The sequence below is a fragment of the Streptomyces sp. NPDC014676 genome (assembly GCF_043084105.1).
Classification (GTDB): Bacteria; Actinomycetota; Actinomycetes; order Streptomycetales; family Streptomycetaceae; genus Streptomyces.
Window position 1 is genome coordinate 771,699 of sequence record NZ_JBIBZI010000001.1, and the last position, 19,588, is coordinate 791,286.

General features: G+C 71.4%; 21 protein-coding genes, 1 other RNA gene and 2 pseudogenes. 14 read left to right on the forward strand and 10 right to left on the reverse strand.

The features are described 5' to 3' along the window. Nucleotides 1-104 precede the first annotated feature (104 nt). Nucleotides 105-701 (reverse strand): hypothetical protein, encoded by a 597-nt coding sequence (locus ACF1DX_RS03570; RefSeq protein ID WP_391789574.1) that lies wholly within the window; start codon nt 699-701, stop codon nt 105-107. After that, on the reverse strand, nt 698-1,453 hold the full coding sequence (locus ACF1DX_RS03575) for a MerR family transcriptional regulator (RefSeq protein ID WP_391789575.1): 756 nt from the start codon (nt 1,451-1,453) through the stop codon (nt 698-700). The genes ACF1DX_RS03570 and ACF1DX_RS03575 overlap by 4 nt, the downstream gene beginning before the upstream one ends. 133 nt (nt 1,454-1,586) lie before the next feature. Here ACF1DX_RS03575 and ACF1DX_RS03580 point away from each other — a divergent pair, with 133 nt between their 5' ends. The 10 genes and pseudogenes from ACF1DX_RS03580 (at nt 1,587) to ACF1DX_RS03625 (ending at nt 10,573) form a co-directional block, all read left to right on the forward strand. Then, a complete protein-coding gene (locus tag ACF1DX_RS03580; RefSeq protein ID WP_391789732.1) occupies nt 1,587-2,153 on the forward strand; it encodes a Uma2 family endonuclease in 567 nt (188 codons plus the stop codon). Between the two features lie 23 nt (nt 2,154-2,176). Continuing rightward, complete coding sequence (locus ACF1DX_RS03585; RefSeq protein ID WP_391789576.1) at nt 2,177-3,013, forward strand: AraC family transcriptional regulator; 837 nt, start codon at nt 2,177-2,179, stop codon at nt 3,011-3,013. A gap of 82 nt (nt 3,014-3,095) precedes the next feature. Then, nucleotides 3,096-3,812: pseudogene (locus ACF1DX_RS03590) on the forward strand (DMT family transporter); the annotation flags it as partial. Nucleotides 3,813-3,927: 115 nt separating this feature from the next. Beyond that, an RNA gene (rnpB, locus tag ACF1DX_RS03595) (RNase P RNA component class A) lies at nt 3,928-4,335 on the forward strand. Nucleotides 4,336-4,455: 120 nt separating this feature from the next. Then, nucleotides 4,456-5,058 (forward strand): hypothetical protein, encoded by a 603-nt coding sequence (locus ACF1DX_RS03600; protein ID WP_391789577.1) that lies wholly within the window; start codon nt 4,456-4,458, stop codon nt 5,056-5,058. Between the two features lie 919 nt (nt 5,059-5,977). Further along, nucleotides 5,978-7,780: a sensor histidine kinase gene (locus ACF1DX_RS03605; protein WP_391789578.1), complete on the forward strand. Its 1,803-nt coding sequence runs from the start codon at nt 5,978-5,980 to the stop codon at nt 7,778-7,780. 145 nt (nt 7,781-7,925) lie between these two features. Next, complete coding sequence (locus ACF1DX_RS03610; protein WP_391789733.1) at nt 7,926-8,345, forward strand: roadblock/LC7 domain-containing protein; 420 nt, start codon at nt 7,926-7,928, stop codon at nt 8,343-8,345. After that, nucleotides 8,342-8,698 (forward strand): DUF742 domain-containing protein, encoded by a 357-nt coding sequence (locus ACF1DX_RS03615; protein WP_391789579.1) that lies wholly within the window; start codon nt 8,342-8,344, stop codon nt 8,696-8,698. Before ACF1DX_RS03610 ends, ACF1DX_RS03615 begins: the two co-directional genes overlap by 4 nt. Beyond that, complete coding sequence (locus ACF1DX_RS03620; protein WP_391789580.1) at nt 8,679-9,296, forward strand: ATP/GTP-binding protein; 618 nt, start codon at nt 8,679-8,681, stop codon at nt 9,294-9,296. Before ACF1DX_RS03615 ends, ACF1DX_RS03620 begins: the two co-directional genes overlap by 20 nt. After that, complete coding sequence (locus ACF1DX_RS03625) at nt 9,293-10,573, forward strand: cytochrome P450 (protein ID WP_391789581.1); 1,281 nt, start codon at nt 9,293-9,295, stop codon at nt 10,571-10,573. The genes ACF1DX_RS03620 and ACF1DX_RS03625 overlap by 4 nt, the downstream gene beginning before the upstream one ends. Before the next feature lie 78 nt (nt 10,574-10,651). Here ACF1DX_RS03625 and ACF1DX_RS03630 read toward each other — a convergent pair whose 3' ends face one another. The 6 genes from ACF1DX_RS03630 to ACF1DX_RS03655 form a co-directional block, all read right to left on the reverse strand. Continuing rightward, the gene (locus ACF1DX_RS03630) at nt 10,652-11,878 is read right to left on the reverse strand and encodes a cytochrome P450 (protein WP_391789582.1); all 1,227 of its coding nucleotides are present in this window, start codon (nt 11,876-11,878) and stop codon (nt 10,652-10,654) included. Nucleotides 11,879-12,088: 210 nt separating this feature from the next. Next, complete coding sequence (locus ACF1DX_RS03635; RefSeq protein ID WP_391789583.1) at nt 12,089-12,292, reverse strand: hypothetical protein; 204 nt, start codon at nt 12,290-12,292, stop codon at nt 12,089-12,091. Nucleotides 12,293-12,414: 122 nt separating this feature from the next. Beyond that, a complete protein-coding gene (locus tag ACF1DX_RS03640; RefSeq protein WP_391789734.1) occupies nt 12,415-12,924 on the reverse strand; it encodes a DUF4276 family protein in 510 nt (169 codons plus the stop codon). 6 nt (nt 12,925-12,930) lie between these two features. Continuing rightward, the gene (locus ACF1DX_RS03645) at nt 12,931-13,095 is read right to left on the reverse strand and encodes a hypothetical protein (protein ID WP_391789584.1); all 165 of its coding nucleotides are present in this window, start codon (nt 13,093-13,095) and stop codon (nt 12,931-12,933) included. 10 nt (nt 13,096-13,105) lie between these two features. Further along, on the reverse strand, nt 13,106-13,900 hold the full coding sequence (locus tag ACF1DX_RS03650; protein ID WP_391789585.1) for an AAA family ATPase: 795 nt from the start codon (nt 13,898-13,900) through the stop codon (nt 13,106-13,108). Further along, nucleotides 13,861-14,235, reverse strand: a complete 375-nt coding sequence (locus tag ACF1DX_RS03655; RefSeq protein WP_391789586.1) for an AAA family ATPase — start codon at nt 14,233-14,235, stop codon at nt 13,861-13,863. The genes ACF1DX_RS03650 and ACF1DX_RS03655 overlap by 40 nt, the downstream gene beginning before the upstream one ends. A 432-nt stretch (nt 14,236-14,667) precedes the next feature. Here ACF1DX_RS03655 and ACF1DX_RS03660 point away from each other — a divergent pair. The 4 genes and pseudogenes from ACF1DX_RS03660 (at nt 14,668) to ACF1DX_RS03675 (ending at nt 18,016) form a co-directional block, all read left to right on the forward strand. Next, nucleotides 14,668-15,431 (forward strand): annotated as a pseudogene (locus ACF1DX_RS03660) (helix-turn-helix domain-containing protein). Then, nucleotides 15,428-15,640, forward strand: a complete 213-nt coding sequence (locus ACF1DX_RS03665; protein WP_391789587.1) for a DUF397 domain-containing protein — start codon at nt 15,428-15,430, stop codon at nt 15,638-15,640. Before ACF1DX_RS03660 ends, ACF1DX_RS03665 begins: the two are co-directional and overlap by 4 nt. A 76-nt stretch (nt 15,641-15,716) precedes the next feature. Continuing rightward, nucleotides 15,717-16,448 carry a hypothetical protein gene (locus tag ACF1DX_RS03670; protein WP_391789588.1) on the forward strand — a complete coding sequence of 244 codons (732 nt, stop codon included), beginning with the start codon at nt 15,717-15,719 and terminating at the stop codon, nt 16,446-16,448. Between the two features lie 503 nt (nt 16,449-16,951). Further along, complete coding sequence (locus tag ACF1DX_RS03675) at nt 16,952-18,016, forward strand: alpha/beta hydrolase (RefSeq protein WP_391789589.1); 1,065 nt, start codon at nt 16,952-16,954, stop codon at nt 18,014-18,016. A 74-nt stretch (nt 18,017-18,090) separates the two neighbouring features. Here the strand turns inward: ACF1DX_RS03675 and ACF1DX_RS03680 are convergent, their stop codons facing one another. Further along, nucleotides 18,091-18,768: a LysM peptidoglycan-binding domain-containing protein gene (locus ACF1DX_RS03680; RefSeq protein ID WP_391789590.1), complete on the reverse strand. Its 678-nt coding sequence runs from the start codon at nt 18,766-18,768 to the stop codon at nt 18,091-18,093. Between the two features lie 395 nt (nt 18,769-19,163). Beyond that, entirely contained in the window at nt 19,164-19,511 is a 348-nt protein-coding gene (locus ACF1DX_RS03685; protein ID WP_391789591.1) for a MazG-like family protein, read from the reverse strand. Nucleotides 19,512-19,588: the final 77 nt, after the last annotated feature.

A 19,588-nucleotide genomic window follows, 5' to 3' on the forward strand; every position in this document is an offset into this window, starting at 1 on the left:
AGCTCGACGTCAGCGTACGGCGTGTGCCGGCCGGGTCCGGTTCGGCTCCCTGCCCTCGCCCACCACGTGCCGGGTCCCTCCGGCAGCCGTCCGGCGAGACGCCGTCAGCCGAGGGGAGCGGGTGCGGCGAGCGCGCGGACGAGGTGTACGAGCCCGTCGGAGTCGTCCGCGTGGAAGCGGACCACACGGATCTCACGGGGACGCCCGAAGAAGGTGACGTGGGTGACCGGCTCGGCGAGCTCGACCGTGACGGTCGTCTGCGCACCGACGGCGAGATCGAGTTCCCCCTCCGCCGGCTCGTGCGTCATCCGCAGCTCACGCCGGACCGAGGCGATCCGCCCGAGGGGTATCCGCAGGTCGACGTGGACGGCCCGGCGCACCCGCAGCACACCGTCACCCACCACATGGGGCCGTACGACGGACGCGGCGTGCAGCGCGACGACGAAGACGACGGTGTACACGTCCAGGAAGAGCACCACCGCGTGCACCGCCGGCCAGTCGTCCAGCAGCACGGACATCGCCATCGTCTCGACCACGCACACGAACGCGAACCCGTACGTCATGGCCGCCTGCCCGCGCGCGTACCCGAACGCCGTCCCGCCGCCGACCCCGTGCCTGCGCCGGGCCACCCACAGCCAGAGGCTCATCATCAGCCGCAGCTCGTGCCGGACCAGCGCCCCCGCCACCCGCACACCCTTCATGACCGCCCCTCCGTGACGATCCGCAGCATGCGGCGGAACACCTCCGCCTGGGCCGGCGCGAAGTCGGCGTAGAGGGCCCGCAGGAAGCCGTCGGCCTCACCGAGGCCGGTCCCCTCCGGGACCAGCCCGTCCGGCACGGACGCGGCGAGCGCCCGGGCCGCCTCCTCCACCCGCGGATCGTCCGGCTCGGCGTCGGCGAGCGCGTCGAGCATCCCGTACAGGGCACGTGCCCGCTCCGCCCCGCCCGGCGCGCTCACCACCCCGCCGAGCAGCCCCATCAGCCGCTCCCGCTCCTCCGGCGGCGCCGCGGTCTCGAGGAGCGCGAGCATCTCGCGGTCCTTGACGGCCATGGGGGAGTCGGACAGATGGGCCGTCTCCCGGAACAGCGCGGCCAGCTCCGGCGAGACCGGCCCCTCGGCGCTCGGCCCGCCTCCGCTCTCCAGCAGGGTCCGCAGCCGCGCCCGCCGCTCCCGGATCGCGGCCTCCTGCCGCGCCAGGTCCTCGTCCAGCTCCGTCAGCACCTCGACGAGCTCCTTCCCCGCCTCGTCCGCGAGCACGTCCCGCACCTCGGCGAGCCCCAGCCCCAGCTCGCTCAGCCGCCTGATCCGCGCCAGCACGACGGCGTGCCGCAGGGTGTAGTCCCGGTACCCGTTGCCCAGCCGCTCCGGCTCCGGCAACAGCCCCAACTGGTGGTAGTGCCGCACGGCCCGCGTGGTGACACCGACGGCCGCGGCGAGTTCTCCGATCCTCATGGCCCCAGTAGAGACGTTGACGCTGCGGCAGGGTCAAGCGAACCCCGTCGAGTGAACGACTTCCGTCCGTCCCCGAAGTGAGCCCTCCCTGCGCCAGTCTGGCCGACGACCGAAAGCGAGGCACAGCAGCGTGATCACATACGACCCGATCTCCGAGAACCTCCTCCTGGACTGGTTCGCCGGTCTGAACATCCCGGAGGGTTTCCGGGCAGAACTCGTCGAAGGAGAGTTCCTCCTCAGGCCACTGCCGGACGGGTCGCACGAGCACTGCCTCAGCCGGATCGCGAGCCGGATCCACACCGGCTCCCGCACCGCCATGGCCTTCTCCGGGAACAAGGGCCTGAAGCTGAAGAGCGCGCACGCCCGCCCACAGGACCATGTGATCCCGGACGGCACCCTCGCCCCCGGGGACCTACGGCTCTACAGGGGAGCCGGTCCCTGGATGCCCTGTGCGGGCGTCGCCATGGTGGTGGAGGTGACCGATGCCAGACCCGAGATCGACCGCGAGACCAAGCCGCGCTGCTACGCCCGCGGAGGCATCCCCCTCTACCTCCTCGTCGACCGCGAAGCCTCCTCGATCACGCTGTTCAGCGACCCGGAGAAGGACGAGTACCGCGAGCGGTGCACCCGCCCCTTCGGCAAACCGATCACCCTCCCCGCCCCCTTCGGATTCGACCTGGACACCGCCGACTTCCTCTGATCCCCTGTGAGCGGGGGTGCGCGGTGACGGACGTACGGGAAGAGGCCCGCTGGACCAGGGCGCGGCTCGGGCGGTGCGGTCCTCCCCTCGACCTGCTCACCGCCCGCTTCAGCCGGCACGAGTACGCCCCCCACGCCCACGACGAGTTCACGGTCGGCGTCACCGTCGGCGGCCTGGAGACCATCGCCTACCGCGGCGGGCGCATCGTGTCCGGACCGGGCTCGATCGTCGTCCTGGAACCCGGCGAGACGCACACCGGCGGCCCCGCCGCCCCCGACGGCTACTCCTACCGCGCCCTCTACGCCGCCCCCGCCCTCCTCACCGACGGCACCCTCGGCGGCAGCGGCCTCCCGCACTTCCGCGAGCCCGTCCTCGACGACCCCGAACTGGCCGCCGCCCTGCGCCGCGCCCACACCGACGTGAGCTCCCGCCCGGACCCCCTGGAGGCGGAGTCCCGCATCCCCTGGCTGCTCACCGCCCTCGCCCGCCGCCACTCCACCGCCCGCGCGGACGACACGGCGGTCCCCGGCGCCGGCACCGTCGCCCTCGCCGTCCGCGACCGCCTCGCCGACGAACTCCTCGCCCCGCCCTCCCTCGCCGCCCTCGCCGCCGACTTCGGCCTCTCCCGCTACCAGCTCCTGCGCGCCTTCCGTACGGAGACGGGGATGCCCCCGTACGCCTGGCTCGCCCAGTACCGGGTGACCCGGGCCCGCGCCCTCCTGGACGCCGGATCGCGTCCCGCCGAGGTGGCCGGCCTCGTCGGCTTCGCCGACCAGGCCCACCTGACCCGCTGGTTCCGCCGCGTGCTCGGGGTGACCCCGGCGGCGTACCGCAACAGCGTTCAAGACAGCGCCCGCTGACCCGGCCGACACTCACCGCATGACTGCACGCGGCTGGGCCCTGTTCTCCCTGATGGGAGTGGTCTGGGGCATCCCCTATCTGATGATCAAGGTGGCGGTGGACGAGGTGTCCCCGTCGGCGGTGGTGTTCACGCGCTGCGCCCTCGGCGCCGTCCTCCTGCTCCCCTTCGCCCTGCGCCGGCCGGGTCTGGCCCGGAACGTGCGGGCGCACTGGAAACCGATGCTGGCGTTCGCGGTCATCGAGATCGTCGGCCCCTGGTACACCCTGACCGACGCCGAACGCCATCTGTCCAGCTCCACGGCGGGTCTGCTGATCGCGGGCGTACCGATCGTCGGCGTCCTGCTGGCCCGCTCCTCCGGCGCGGCGGAGTCGCTGGGCGTCCGCCGGATCACGGGCCTGGCGCTCGGTCTCGGCGGCGTCGGTGTCCTCACCGTCCCCCACCTGACCGGCGGCGACGCCCTCTCCCTGGCGGAGGTCCTGGTGACGGTGGTCGGCTACGCCACGGCCCCCCTGATCGCCGACCGCCACCTCAAGGACGTCCCGACACTGCACCTCATCACGCCCTGCCTGGCCCTGGCCGCCCTGGTCTACGCCCCCGCGGCGGTCGCGACCCGCCCGGCGGCCCCGCCCTCGGCCGAGAGCATCGCCGCCCTGGCCGCTCTCGGCGTCGTCTGCACGGCGATCGCCTTCGTCGCCTTCCTGGAACTGATCAAGGAGGCCGGCCCCCTGCGCGCGTCGGTGATCACGTACGTCAACCCGGCGATCGCGGTGGCCGCCGGCGCGCTCTTCCTGGACGAGCCCCTGACCGCTTCCGTCCTGGCCGCCTTCGCCCTGATCCTCACCGGCTCGGTCCTGGCGGCGGCCGCCGCACCGAGGCCCCGCCCGCGCCCGGTACCATGGTCGGCACGGCAGACGAGCCGGGCGGGCGGCCGCGTGGAGTCCCTCACGGGACTTCCCGAGGAACGTCCGGGCTCCACAGGGCAGGGTGGTGGCTAACGGCCACCCGGGGTGACCCGCGGGACAGTGCCACAGAAAGCAGACCGCCGGGGACCTCGGTCCTCGGTAAGGGTGAAACGGTGGTGTAAGAGACCACCAGCGCCTGAGGTGACTCAGGCGGCTAGGTAAACCCCACCCGGAGCAAGGTCAAGAGGAGACGCCTCTTCGGAGGCTTCTCTGCGCGGACGTTCGAGGGCTGCCCGCCCGAGTCCGCGGGTAGACCGCACGAGGCCGGTGGCAACACCGGCCCTAGATGGATGGCCGTCGCCGGCGGGCCCGCGAGGACCCGCCGGAACAGAACCCGGCGTACAGCCCGACTCGTCTGCCGCCAAGCGGCTCGGTGGCGCCCATGAGTACGGAGACCACAGCCGCGATTCCCGCAAGGACCGGTACGACAGCCGGCAGGCACGCGCCTTGTCGGCAGCAACCCTTCGAGCCCGCACCCATGTTCCTCCGGGAGACCCTCATGCCGCTGCCGCTGCGTTCGCCGATGCGCCCAGCCCGTTCGACCGCACTGCCCACCGCACTGCTGCTGGCCGGCGCCCTCGTGGCCGTCGGCCTGACCGGCTGCTCCTCTCTGTCCCCGTTCAACACCTGCGAGGGGACCGAGGCGCGGGTGAAGGAACTGAGCGCGCAGCCCATACTGACCTCCGTCCCTCCCGGTGCGACCGTCCCGAAGGACTTCGCCTCGGTGGACGCGGAATGCCTCGACGACAGCGGTGACGCCTGGTTGTACGCCGAGCGCACCTACGCCTTCCCCGGCTCCCGGCAGGAGGTCGTCGACTTCTACCGCACCACCGCCGAGGCGGGCGGCTGGCACCTGCGGTCCGACCCCATGGACCCGGACGTCGCCGACACGGAGGCCGGACTGTGCTTCACCAAGGGCGGGGACGGCGATGCTCTGATGCTGACCGTGCGGTTCACGACCGCCCGCCAACTCAAGATCGAGTACGACTACGACGCCGGGCCGGAGTTCGACTCGGGCTCCGGATTCCACATCGCGGTCGACTCCGAGACGGACGGGGCGAAGACCGGCTGCTGGAACTGAGGTTCTCCGGGAACCGGAGTGCAGGAGCGGGCCGCGTCCCGCACCGACCGCCGGACGGACGTCCGCTCCGTCGACCGGTCCTTCGCGCGCTCCCGCTGGACGGCCTCTCCCAAGGCGGCGTTCCCGGCGAGACGCCGGAGGGCGAGCAGGCCCGCGGGGGCAGGGGAGGACAGCCGCTCGACGGCCGGCGACCGCCCGGCGGGACGCGGGAGCGCGGGCCGGGCCGGCCGGATCCCGTCGCGGCCCTGTTCCTGTTCACGAGGGGGCGCCACGCTGCCACCGGCTCTCCCGATTCGCACGGACATGACGTCCCGGCATCCCCGGTCCTGGAGCATGCCGCGTGAAGACCCCTCCGGCCAGGAATGCGCGCAGACCCGGGGCACCCGCGCGACGCGCTCCCGGTTTCCGCCGCCCCGGCGAGACGATTCCCCCGGCGTGCGGCTCGGCTTTTCTCCCGCTCCCCACGGGCCGCCGTCACGGAACCTTCACGATCGGCGGAATTCCCGCACTCCGGCGGTCATGCCGTCACGAAGACCCGTGTACGCGATGGATCCGGCGTACGCATGGTTGTCCGAAACTCGACCCTGTGTGCGGGCGAGAGAGCCGGTGGACCCGGGCGGGGAAAGCGATGTGTCCCTGTGTCAGGAAGCGTTCCGCGTGTATTTCCGCCCTCCGGCCGGACTCCTCCGGCGTCGTCCCGGATACCACAGCGGGACGTGCGAGCGATGGGTTCACGACGAACTCGTATTGCTGACGGGCTGTGCAACAAGCGGGGCCTTCTCGCACATCAGGGTGATTAGCATGAGTCGTACGTGGTCGGAAGATCGCCTTCCTGTTGGCTGACCTCCTTCCCGGCCCGCGGCTGCGTCATGCCGCCGCCTCCTGATTCCCCTGTTCTCACCGACCGAGGGACCGCTCCATGCCAGTGCCTGCTTCGCCCAGCCAGCACCCGCCGGCGGAGGTGCCGCGCACCTCGTTCACCGCACGGGCGGCCGTACTGGTGGCGAGCGCCGCCGCCGGCGGCGCGGCGCTCGCCCTGGCGCCGTCCGACGCCACCACATGGGCCCTGGCCGTGGTGGCGGCCGGCTGGGTGTGCGTGGCCGTCACCGTCCTCGTCGACCACCGGCTCGTCCGCCGGGCCCGCGGCGCGGCCGCCGAGCGGGAGTCGGAGAACAGCCGCCTCAAGGCCGAAGCGGCCCGGCTGTCGGCCGAGATGTCCCACCTGGCCGGCGTGACGCTGCCCGCCGTGGCCCAGCGGCTGCGGGAGGGCACGGGCGCGGCCGACGTGCTGGGCAGCGTTCCGCCGCCGTCCGACCCGCAACTGCGGCGGCTCACGCACACCTTCGCCGCCACCGTCGAGGAGGACGTGCGCCGGGCGGCCGCCCTGGACGGCGAATACCGCAGGATGCGGAGCGAGGTGGAGCAGGCGGCGGCCGAGTACGAGCACTTCGTGAAGGAGGCGCTGCCCGCCGCGGTCGCCCGGCTGCGCGACGGCCGGTCCGCCGACACCGTGCTCGCCGAGACCGACCTGCCCCGGCTGCCCGCGCTGCGCGCCCCGGCCGAATCGTTCATCCGCGAACTCGCCCACAGCGAGCGGCGCGCCGCCGCGGCACAGGCCGCCTCCGCCAAGGCGCTCAGCCGCGTCCAGGCCAAGGCCGTGCGGATGCTCGCCGACCTGCGGGAGATGCAGGAACGGCACGGCGAGGAGGTCTTCGGCGACCTGCTGAAACTGGACCACAGCACCTCCCAGCTCGGCCTGATGACCGACCGGCTGGCGCTGCTCATGGGCGGCCGGTCCAGCCGGGCCTGGAACAAGCCGATCGTGATGGAGAGCATCCTGCGCGGCGCCGCCGGCCGCATCGCCTCCTACCAGCGGGTCCGCCTGCACTGCTCCACCCGCGCCGCGGTCTCCGGCTTCGCCGCCGAGGGCGTGATGCACCTGCTCGCCGAGCTGATGGACAACGCCGCGAACTTCTCCCCGCCCATCGACGAGGTGCACGTCTACGTCGAGGACCGCAGCGCCGGCATCGTCGTCACCATCGAGGACAGCGGCCTGAAGATGGCCGACGCGGCGATGCGCCGCGCCGAGGAGGCCGTGACCGGCCGCGTCACCGACCTCGCGTCGCTTCAGGGCACCCGGCTCGGCCTGGCCGTGGTGGGACGGATCGCGGCGAAGTACGGCATCAGCGTCAACTACCGGCCCTCCTCCCGCGGCGGCACCGGCGTCGTCGTCCTGCTGCCGCTGGACCTGCTCGCCCAGCAGCGCGACCTGGTCCCGCACGAGACGACCCCCCGGCCCGAGGCGACGCCCGCCCCCGCCCCCGCCGCGCTCGCACCCGCCCCGGCCCCGCTGCCCGACACCACCGCCCGTCCCGAGGCCGCGGCACCGTCCCCGGCCGCCGGGCACGCGGCCGCACGGCCCGAACTGCCCCCGGCCACCGCACGGCCCGAGCTGCCCGAACCTGGACGGCACCGGCAGCCCGACGGCACCACGCCGAACGGCCTGCCGGTCCGCGCCCCCGGCCGCACCATGGCCGAGGCGGAACGCGAACGCGAACAGCGCCAGGCGGCGTCCGCCCAGGCCGGCGACACGGCGTCGACGCGGCGCCCGGCACGCGACGCGGGCGCGCGCTTCGGCGCCTTCCACCGGGCACGGCGGCCCTCGGGCGACACCGCCGGACCGGATGCCCGGCCCGGGTCACAGCCGCCCGCGGCCCCGTAGTCCCACCCCTTCCCGTACGGGGGCGAGTCCCTTCCTCCCGTACGGCGTCCGGGGCGACGGCGCCCCTTCCCGCTCGAGCTCGTGAGATAGGAGGAACGGGCCGGTGACCGGTCAGCCGGACGACACCACCGTCCCATCACCCACCATGCAGACCACCGACAACAGCCTCACCTGGCTCCTGCAGAACCTCTTGGAACAGACCCCCGGCGCACGTCACGCCCTGGTCCTGTCCCGGGACGGCCTGAAGCTCTGCTGGAGCGAGCACCTGACGCTCGACCGGGCCGACCAGCTCTCGGCGATCTGCTCCGGCATCCAGGCCCTCGCCCAGGGGGCCTCCATGGAGTTCGGCGACGGCACCGGCGGCGTCCGGCAGTCGATGACCGAGTTCCACGGCGGCCTGCTGTTCATCGTGGAGGCCGGCGAGGGCGCGCACCTCGCCGTCGTCGCCCGGGAGGACGCCGATCCCGGAGTGATCGGCCACCAGATGACGGAGCTGGTCGAGCAGCTCGGCGAGCACCTGCGGGCCGAGCCGCGGAACCAGTCCGGAGGGAACGGCACGTCATGACGCGCAAACCCGTCGACACGGGTGACCCGGACCGGCTCTATATCGTCACCGGCGGACGCAGCCGCGCCGACGACTCCTTCGACCTGGTCACCCTCATCGTCAGCGAGAGCGGGCCGGTACCGGGGATGCAGTCGGAGCACGCCCGGATCCTGGAGCTGTGCCGGCACCCCGTCGCCGTCGTCGAGATCGCCGCGGAGCTCGGGCTGCCGGTCACGGTGGTGCGGATCCTGCTCGGCGACCTGCTGGACACCGGCCGCATCACCGCCCGCCATCCGCGCGCGGCGCCGTCCGTCGCCTCCCTGCCTGATTCCGCCCTACTCCAAGAGGTGCTCCATGGGCTCCGCAACCTCTGAGCCGCCCTCCCACCGCACACCGCTGAACGACGCCGCGGAGACCGGTCTGAAGATCGTCGTCGTGGGCGGGTTCGGCGTCGGCAAGACGACCCTGGTCCGCTCCGTGAGCGAGATCCGGCCGCTCAACACCGAGGAGGTGATGACCCAGGCCGGCGTGGGCGTCGACGAGACCGGCGCGGTGACGTCGAAGACCACCACGACGGTCGCGTTCGACTTCGGGCGGATCAGCCTCAACGACCGCATGGTGCTGTACCTGTTCGGGGCACCCGGCCAGGAGCGCTTCTGGTTCCTGTGGGACCGGCTGTTCTCGGGAACGCTGGGCGCCGTGGTCCTCGTGGACACGCGCCGGATGGACGACTCCTGGTACGCGATCGACAGACTGGAGCACCACCGCACCCCCTTCGTGGTGGCCGTGAACCGGTTCGACGGCGACACCGACCGCTACTCCCTGGACGAGATCCGCCAGGCGCTCGCCCTGCCCGCCCACGTGCCGATGGTCGACTGTGACGCACGGGTCCGGCAGTCCGGCAAGGACGTGCTGATCACCCTGGTGAACCACCTCCACGACATGGCCCTCGCCGAGGAGGCGACACTGTGACCGACCCAGGCGGCCCTCACGCGCACCCGGCGCCCCCGGCGTCCTCGGCGCCCCCGGGGTGCCCCGCCCACGCCGGCGCGGTGCCCCTGGCGGGGCTCGAGTACCAGCAGACGCCGTCGCAGCTCTACCGCGCGCTGCGCCGGGAGCACGGCCCCGTCGCGCCCGTGGTGCTCGACGGCGGCATCCCGGCCTGGCTGGTGCTGGGCTACTCCGAGCTCACGTACGTGACCGGCCACGACGAGCTGTTCGCACGCGACTCGCGGCGCTGGAACCAGTGGGAGAACATCCCGCCGGACTGGCCGCTGCTGCCCTTCGTCGGCTACCAGCCGTCGGTGCTGTTCACCGAGGGCGAGGAGCACCGGCGGCGGGCCGGGGTGATCACCGAGGCACTGGAGGGGGTCGACCAGTTCGAGCTGTCCCACGACTGCCTGCTGATCGCCGACGACCTCATCGCCCGGTTCGCCGGCAGCGGCCACGCGGAGCTGATGGCCGACTACGCGCACGCCCTGCCGATGCGCACCGTGGTGCAGCTGTGCGGGATGCCCACCTCGGGCGAGGACACCCGCCGGCTCGTCGACGACCTGCGGATCTCCCTGGACGCCGGGGAGGGCGACGACCCGGTGGCGGCGTACGGGAGGGTCGGCGAGCGGCTGCGGCGGCTGGTGGAGGAGAAGCGGGCCGCCCCCGGCCCGGACGTCACCTCGCGCATGCTGACCCACCCGGCCGGTCTGACGGACGAGGAGGTCGTCCAGGACCTGATCTCCGTGATCGCGGCGGCGCAGCAGCCCACGGCCAACTGGATCTGCAACACGCTGCGGCTGCTGCTGACGGACGAGCGGTTCGCCGTGAACGTGTCGGGCGGCCGGCTCAGCGTGGGCGAGGCGCTCAACGAGGTGCTGTGGCTGGACACGCCGACGCAGAACTTCATCGGGCGGTGGGCGGTACGGGACGTCCAGCTCGGCGGCCGGCAGATCCGGGCCGGCGACTGCCTGGTGCTGGGGCTGGCCGCGGCCAACACCGACCCGCAGATCTGGCCGGAGGGGCACGTGGGCGCGGAGAACGCCGCGCACCTGTCGTTCAGCAACGGCGAGCACCGCTGCCCGTACCCGGCCCCGCTGCTGGCGGACGTCATGGCGCGCACGGCGGTCGAGACGCTGCTGGAGCGGCTGCCCGACCTGGTGCTGGCGGTGGACCCGGGGGAACTCACCTGGCGGCCGTCGATCTGGATGCGGGGGCTGTCGGAGCTTCCGGTGCGGTTCACGCCGGTGGTGCGGTAGCGCGGGTCTCCGGGCCCACGGCGATGGGCCCGGAGACCGGCGGGTCGGGGTCGGTGGACGCGTACCGGCCGGTACGGGTCAGCCGCCCACGGGAGTGAACCGCACCGGCAGGCTCTGCGGTCCCCGGGTGAACACGCCCTGCTCGGCCGGCTCGAAGCCGTCGGCGAGGCGTACGTCGGGCATGGCGTCGAGGAGCTGGCCGACGCCGATCTCCACCTCCGCCTTGGCCAGCAGCGCGCCGACGCAGAAGTGCCGGCCGAGCGCGAACGCGAGGTGGTCGGCGGCGGCGGAGAAGGCGGTCGTGGTGGTGAGGTCGTCGCGGAAGACGTCGAAGCGGTCGGGATCGGCGTAGCGGCGCTCGTCGCGGTTGGCGGCGCCTATCAGACAGGTGACGGTGGCGCCCGCGGGCACGGTGCCGCCGCTGAGCTCCACCTCCGTCGCCGACTGCCGCATGATCATGTGGACGGGCGGGGTGAACCGCAGGGTCTCGGCGAAGGCCCGCGGGATCAGCGAACGGTCCGCGCGGACGGCGGCGAGCTGGTCGGGGTGGAGCAGCAGGTTCGCGAAGATGCCGGCGATGGCCTTGTCGGTGGTCTCGCCGCCCGCGGCGAGCAGCAGGCTGCAGAACGCCTTGACGTCCTCGTCGCTCATCCGCACCCCGTCGACCTCGGCGGCGCACAGCACGGACAGCAGGTCGTCGCCCGGCTTCTCACGGCGCTCCCGGATGATCGGCAGCATGTACTCGGCGAACTCCACCCGGGTCCGCTCACCCGCCGCCGTCACCTCGGGATCGCCCGACAGGTTCCCGAGGAAGGCGATGACGGCCGTGTACCAGCGGTGGAAGCGCGCGTGGTCGGCCTTGTCCAGGCCCAGCATGTCGGCGATGACGTTGACCGGGAAGCGGGTGGCGTAGTCGGCGACCAGGTCGGCGGAGCCGGTGTGCCGGAAGCCGTCGATCAGCTCGCGCGAATTGCGCTCGATGACCGGCAGGAACTTCCGCTCCAGTTCGCTGCCGCGGAAGGCGGGCGCGACGAGGGCCCGCCGCACGGCGTGCTCCCGCCCGCTGAGCTGGAGGATCGTCTTGCCGTGCACGGGCTCGAGCTGCCAGGCGTAGTTGTCGGTGGTGAACTCGCCCGCCTTGTCCTTGAAGACACGCTCGACGTCCTCGTAGCGCGAGACGATGTAGCTCTTCGTGGCCTCGTGCCAGATGAGGGGCGCGGTCTCCCGCATCACCCGGTAGGCGGGATAGGGGTCGGCCGCGAACTCGGGCGAGAGGATGTCGGGCACCTGCTGGGCGGTGGACATGGAGCTCCCTGCGATCGTGACTTCGTGTACTACGCAAGGTTATTGATCAAGCGTCAACTACAACAGGGTGACCGGGACACCGACCGGCCAGGTGCGCGGGCATTGGCCGAAAACCGTTCCTCGTGGGTGCCGTCCGCGAGAGGAGACCTCCAGGAGCGTGAGGCCCGGGGCACCACGGCCCGGCTCTCACCTCGCGTCACCGTGCGCAGGTCACCGGTCGTCGGGCCAGGAGCGGAAGGGATCGGGGTGAGCCGGCTCATGGTGCCGGGGGAGCGGGACGAAGCCACCCCTGTCCGAGACCAGGGCGCGACGGCCGAAGGAGCCGTGCTCGTGCCACTTGACCGAGCCGACGAACCCGATTTCGCGCGCCGGTGACCGGTCCGCTCCGACGAGGTCGACCTCGGGCTTGCTCATGTTGAACATACTCAAGTGAGCCATAGTGTGGAGAAGAGGAGTAACGGTCTCCTCGCTCAGGGTGATGGGTACGGTGTGCCCTGCGGACGCCCCGCCGGTGCGGAGCTCGCCTGCCGCCGATGTCACATGGCGGCGTCGCCGCCGTCGGATCCGGACTCCAGGCGTTCGAGCCAGGTGTCGAGGTGCGGGCGGACGGCACGCAAGGGGTCCAGGCCGAGAAGCTCGATCGCGTCCGGGCCGTCCACGACCTTGCGGTAGGCAGGGTGGGCCTTCAGGAGCCGTTTCGACGGCGCCGTATCGGGTCCGTCGTTGACGAGTTCAGGGCCGCCCGCGTCAGTCACATGGCAACGCAATACGTCGGCCGGCTTGGGTACGGCGACCAGCTCGGCGAGTTCATCCGCGGCCGCCAGTACCCAGGCCTCTGTCTCATGCAGCACGAGGAAGGGCAGAAACCGCTGGTCACCGATGGCCTGCGCCATCGCCTGCTCCACATGACCGACCCGCGCGTACGCGTCCCCGGTCGGGGCGTCGGAAAGTCCGGGAGTGTCGGAGGGCAGCCCGTACAGGTCGAGCATCGTGGTCACCGTGTCGACGGCGGAATTGCGCAGCAGCGCGCGGATGTCGTGTTCGATCTTGGGTCATCTGCTGACACCGCCTTTGTCGTGCGGCCGGCCCGCGGCTCGCCGGGTCTTGAGCGTGACCGGCGTGAGCCAGGTACCGCGCAGCACGAGTTCCTGCTGGAAGACCTGCTGTACCAAGCGCTCCTCGGTGACGCCCTCCACCAGCACATGAACCTGACGCATGGTCTCGACCTCACCGCTTCCGCTCGGGCCGGGGGCGACCACCCAGCAGGTTCTTCAACCACAGGTCACCGAGCGAGTAGCTGTCGAGCCAGGCCCCGAGAGCCCCGCGATCGGGCCGGTCCAGTCGTGTGGAGCCGTCCACGCGCTCCGCGACGACGAGTTCATCGAGCTCGAACTGGTCGACCAGGGTGACGGACTGAGTGGCCGCGAGAATCTGGCTGTGCGCGGACGCCGACCGGAACAGCTCCGCCAGAACGGTGATGACGAAGGGGTGCAGGCCCAGTTCCGGCTCGTCGAGTACGAGCAGCGCCGGTGGATGCGGCTGAAGCAGGAGGACAGCCAGGCAGATGAAACGCAGGGAGCCGTCGGACAACGCGTCGGCTGGAAACACCGTGTCGGATCCGGACTGCTTCCACCGCAACAGCACACGTCCTGCGGCGTCCTCGGTGAGGACGAAGTCGCGGAAGAAGGGCGCTACGGAGCGCACCGTACGCACGATTTGCTGATAATCCGCCGGATGCTCTTCGCGCAGGCGCATCAGGAACGCGGCCAGATTGCGGGCGTCCGGGTGCAAGTTCTCGGTATCCGTGGCGTAGCCCGGCTGCTTCACCGGGGCGCCCGGTGTCGTGTCGTGGAAGTGATAGACGCGACAGCCCCGCAGTATCTCCAGTGTGTGACGAGCAACCCCCACACTGGTCTCGAACGGGGTCCTTTCCGCGGCTTCGGCGAGTCTCGACTCGCGGTGGCCCCGGCCGATCTCCTCCCTCAGCGGCTGCTCGAAGCGCTGAGTGTCGTGGAACTCCACCACCTCGCGCTGAAGACCAGCTCACCCCGATGCGAGGGCACCAGTTTCGCCTCGTAGGCGTTCACGAGGGAGCCGTCGTCGGCCTCGACCCGCAGTTCGATCCCCGCGGACCCCTTGGCCACGTCATGCAGGAGTGCCGCGGCTCCTCCGAGCCTTCCGACCGCCTCTCCCAGATCACCGTCGGCGATGAACCCAAGCAGTTCGACGGCCCCGATGAAGTTGCTCTTGCCCGCACCATTGGGACCGACGAGCACGGTGACCGGGCCCGGAGTCAGCTCGACCTGATCGATTGACTTGCAGCCGCTGACAGTGATGCGTCGAAGCCTGCGTGACATGGGCCTCAATGTAATCGAGGCGCCGGGTCGACAGAGGCGTGTGACACCGACGCCCGGTGTCTTTCGCGCAGTGTCTTCGGTCCGGGCCCGGGGTGAACCGGCTCAGGCTCACTCACAAGCGCGGAAGGCCGGGCACTCGATCTGGTGAACCGTGGTCGTTCACCGGTTCCTCCGTGTACCGGGTCCTGGCGTTGACGCCGGTGAGGGGCCGACCGGGGGTGTTGTACGCGTTCCGACGGCGTGTGTAGGCGGGGCGGGCCGTGCCCTCCGGTGAGGCGGGGGAGTTGGGCGAACCGGCCGATGGGTGGCGGAGGTGTGCGGGCGATGAGCGAGCTGGTGAGTGAGCCGGGGGAGACGACGGCCGGGGAGGGGGAGCAGGAAGCGGCTTCTCCGGAGCCGGGGACGGGGATCCTGCGGGTGTTCGGACGGCAGATGAAGCGGTTCCGGCTGCGGGCGGGGCTGGAGCGGTCGGATGTCGGTGCGCGGACGGGGTATTCGGCGTCCACCATCGCGTCGTACGAACAGGGGCGGCGGATTCCTCCGCCGAGGTTCATCGACGTGGCCGACGAACTGCTGGACGCGGGTGGGGTTCTCCAGGAGATGAAGGAGGAGGAGGTCGCGCGGGCGCAGTACCCGACGTTCTTCCGGGACGCGGCTCGGTTGGAATCAGAGGCCCTGGCGTTGTCCGCCTATGACGCGCAGGTCGTGAACGGGCTGTTGCAGACCGAGGAGTACGCGCGGGCGGTGTTCTCGACCATGCGCCCGCCCTTGGAGGACGGAGTCATCGAGCAGAGGGTGGCTGCGCGTCTGGCGAGGCAACGGATTTTCGACCGGCGGCCGACGCCCTTGGTCAGCTTCATCATGGACGAGTCGGTACTTCGGAGACCGATCGGAGGGTGCGGCGTACTGCGTGGGCAGTTGGAGCAACTGCTCCTTATCGGCCAGAAACGCACGGTTGAGCTACATATCTTGCCGTCGAGTCGGGAGCAGAACGCGGGCCTTGCTGGCCCCTTCATGCTGTTCGATACTCAGGAGGGCGCAGGATCGCGTACGTCGAGGTGCAGAACGTGAGTCACGTCCACGCGGAACAACACCTCGTCCGAGGACTGGAGACGAAGTACGGCACTCTTCGCGCCCAGGCTCTCAGCCCCCAAGAGTCGCTGGCCTACATCGAGAATCTGCTGGGAGGGACATGAACGCCCGCTACAGCGCGTTGCCCGACCTTCCCCTGGCCTGGCGCAAGAGCAGCTACAGCAGCGAAGAGGGCGGCGCGTGCGTCGAGGTGGCCACCCGCCCGCACATCGTGCGCGTACGGGACTCGAAGGACGTGAACCGTCCCGGTCTGGCGGTCGGTTCGCAGGCGTGGGCCGTGTTCGTCGGGTTCGCCGCCGACCGGGGCGGCTGAGCCGGGGCGACAAAAAGGGAGTGCGGGCGTTCGAGCCGGTGGGATACGTTCCTGTCTGTTCGAAGGGGGGCCCGACATGGCGAAGCTGAACCAGATCATCGCGGTCGAGAAGGGTGTCAAGAGCAGGTCGCTCCAGGACATCAACGCCGCGCACACCAAGGTGCAGAAGCCGGCGCTGCTGGCCGGCATCTCGCGCACGTACCAGCCGAAGGACGAGGAGGGCGAGCAGTTGCCGCCCGAGTCGACGCGGGTGCAGGTGCAGGCCGAGGACGTGTTGCGGGAGATGTCCGCGTCGTTGACGCGGCTGTTCGACGTGACCGCGACCAAGGACTGGGCGAACTGCGCGGCCCGCGCGGACGTCACCGTCGACGGACGGACGATCGTGGCCGACGTGCCCGTCAGCTACCTGCTCTTCCTGGAGAAGCAGCTCGCCGACCTGCACACCTTCGTCAAGAAGCTGCCCACCCTCGACGCCGCCGAGTCCTGGTCCCACGACCCGTCCACGGACTGGTGGAAGACGGACCCGGTGCGCACGATCCGTACGAAGAAGGTCCCGCGCAACCACGTCAAGGCGGAGGCGACCGAGAAGCACCCGGCGCAGGTCGAGGTGTACTACGAGGACGTGCCCATCGGATACTGGACCACCGTGAAGTTCTCCGGGGCGCTCCCCGCGCGGCGGGTGAACGAGCTGCTGGAGCGGGTCGAGAAGCTCCAGCAGGCCGTGAAGTTCGCCCGCGAGGAGGCCAACGGCGCCGAGGTCACCGACCAGCGGATCGGCGACGCGGTGTTCGGCTACCTGTTCGGCTGACGCCGGCCGAGGTGGCCACCATGATCGCCCCCGCGTGCGAGCGCGGGGGTGCGCGACAGCGCGGGCCGGAAATGAGGACCGGTCCGCGTAAGGAGCGCAAGCTGACACTGAAGTTCAGCCTGAAGAAGCGGCCTGCCGAACCGGCGGCCGCGGTCAATCTCAGACTCTCGCTCCAGTCTCAGCATCGCCGCCGATCGCCGGACCGACCGGGGACGGACGAACGCCGTCGGATGCGAGTTCGACTCTCGCCTGCGCCTCTTGCCTGGCGCGGTAGTTCAAAGGAAGAACACGACGGCATGATGACTGATCCGTCCTCTTAAACGCCGCCGGCGTGCGCAATTGGGTGGCATCCCCAGGGGCCCGGGAGCTGGATACGACTCCCGGGCTCCGCCACGTCCGGCGACCCGCGGCGGGCCCCGTTCCGGCCACCACGGGATCACTGTCCGTGCACATAAGGTTCGAATGGGTGAAAATGCTGACGTCCCCTACGTGACGGAGGCCGGATGTCCTGGCGCCCTGCGCGGCTGCGGCTGCGACTGTTGCTTCCCCTGGTGATCGCGGGTTTCCTGCTGCCCGCGGAGGGCTCCGTGGCGTACGCCGGCGGGGGCACCCCGGCACCGCGCCACGGTGCCCGGGTCGTCGCCGAGGAGGACGTCGGGGAGCGCCTGGTCGACCTCACGGTCGACTCGCCCGCCCTGGGGCGCACCGCGAAGGTCCGGCTGCTGACCCCGGACGGCTGGGAGGACCGCCGGCCGGACCGGAGCTGGCCGGTGCTCTACCTCCTGGTCGGCGGTGACGGCAACCACAAGGCCTGGACGGAGGACTACGAGGCCCGCCTCCAGGAGCTGCCCGAACTCCGGGACGTGCTCGTGGTGATGCCCGAGATGCCGCTGTTCGGCCTCTACAGCGACTGGTACCACGACGGCCGGGGCGGCCCGCCCGCCGTGGAGACCTTCCACCTCCGGGAAGTGCGCCCCCTCCTGGAACGCCACTACGGCGCCGGGACCCACCGTGTGGCCGCGGGTGAGTCGCAGGGCGGATTCGGCGGGCTCTCCTATGCGGGCCGCCATCCCGGGCTGTTCCGGGCGGTGGCGAGCTACAGCGGTTTCGTGCACCCCTTGCAGCATCCGCACGCGGTCCGGGCCGGGATGACCGCCCTGGGGCTGGACTGGAAGGCGGTGTGGGGAGACCCGGTCGCCCAGCGCGTGAACTGGGAGGCCCACGATCCGTACCACCTGGCCGACCGGCTGCGCGACACCCCCGTGTACCTTTCCAGCGGCGACGGCAGGGCAGGCGTGTTCGACCCGCCGGGCACGCGGCCCGACCCGGAGATCCCCGGCCTTGAGGACCCGTCCGACCCGTTCCCCGACGACGTCATCTCGCCCACCGAGACGATCATGGAGCGGGAGTCCCGTGCCCTGGCCGCACGCCTGGAGTCCGTCGGAACCCTGGTGACGACGCACTTCTACTCCGGCACACACGACCCGCCCTACTGGGTGAGGGAGTTCCGCAGGTCCCTGCCCATGCTCCTGCACGCCCTGCGCGACGCCACCGGCCACGACGGCTGAACGACCGCGGTGCCCGCCCGGGGGCGGTGTCCGGTCGTCGGGTCACCTCGTCGGAGGCGACCCGACGAAGTCCGTCACCCCTGGGCGGGCAGGTCCGCCATCGCCTCCGTCAGGCAGGCGACCGGGTCCTCCTCCATGACGCAGGTGACGAGCGGTTCGAGGAGCTCGGGGAGATCGAGGAGCTCGAGGAGTTCGGGGAGCTCACCGCTGGAGACTTCCTCCGGGAAGCCGATGTGTTCCAGCAGCAGGGGTACTCGGTCGAGCAGTCCGAGGAAGCAGTCACCGATGTCCTCGGGTGCCTCCGCTTCGGGGCAGAGCGAACTGCTGATCAGTCGCGGATGCTGGGCCAGAACGCGGTCCAGGGCCGTACGGACGGCCTTCTCGCCGGCCTTCATCATGGCGGGGTCCGGGACGGCCAGCTCGGTCTCGGGGAAGATCCAGTGGCCGATGCCGCTGCCGTCGCGCCCGTAGTCCTGTGCGGTCTTCTCGATCGTCCCGGCGTTGGCCCCGAAGAGGACCCACCATTTCGTTCCGTCGCCGTAATGGTCGGCGGCGATCTCCCACAGGGTGTTTCCGCTCGCCACGGTATGGGTCTCGTGGCGCGTCGTCCGGTCCTTCGCGTGCCCGGCCGGCCGGTGCCGCTGGGCCGGGTCCTCCGTGGCCGCCGCCTGACTCGTGGCCAACAGCATCGAGACGGCCGCCAGGCCGCTGATGAGGGGCAGAGCCAGACCGCGGCAGCGTATGTGCCGCATGTGTCGCCTCCCGAGGTGAACGCATACTGTGACAAAGCCTCACGCTAGGTCGCGGTGCATGGTGCGGCGCGGCCACTGAGCCGGTCGGCCGCGTTCGTCGATTTCCTTCGGGTGAACCTTTGGCCGTTCCCGAGTATCGGCATGGTCCGGACGCAGGCGCTGAGGTCCGGGCCCCTCTTCCGTTCACCCGGTCCCGGCCGGGCCGTCGGCCGGGCGAAGGCGCGGCGCGCGGCGCACTGTCGGATCTGCCGGGCCCCTGGTCCACCGGTCCGTCCACGTCGTGGAGGACCGTGCCGGTGAGGTCCTGGCCGGAGGGGCTGGGAGGGAGCGGGAGGGACCGGAGGCTGGAAGGGCCGGAGGCGACCGAGGTGCCCAGGCCGGTCCAGGTGTCCGCTTCAGCCGCCGAGCGAGCGTCGCTTCACCCGCTCCAGGTGGCCGGTGAAGACCTCGCGGGCGTCGGGGGTGAGGGTGCGCAGGGCGATCAGCGCCGTGAGGGCGACGTCGCACAGCTCCGCCTGGACGTCGTCCCAGGTGTGCGTGGTGCCCTTGCGCGGGTTCTGGCCGGTCGCGCCGATCACCGCCTCGGCGACCTCGCCGACCTCCTCGGACAGTTTGATGATCCGCAGCAGCAGGCCCTCCCGGCCGTCGGCCGGACGGTTGGCGTCCAGCCAGCCGCACAGGTCGTCGATGGAGTCCCAGAGGCCGGCGGCCGGGGGAGGGGGCGGGGGCAGGTGGTCGCTCATGGGCGCCGAGCCTGGCACACGGCACTGACAGGCCCCGCCGCCGAGCCGGCGGCTTGCCTTCGCGCGCACTCCAACTC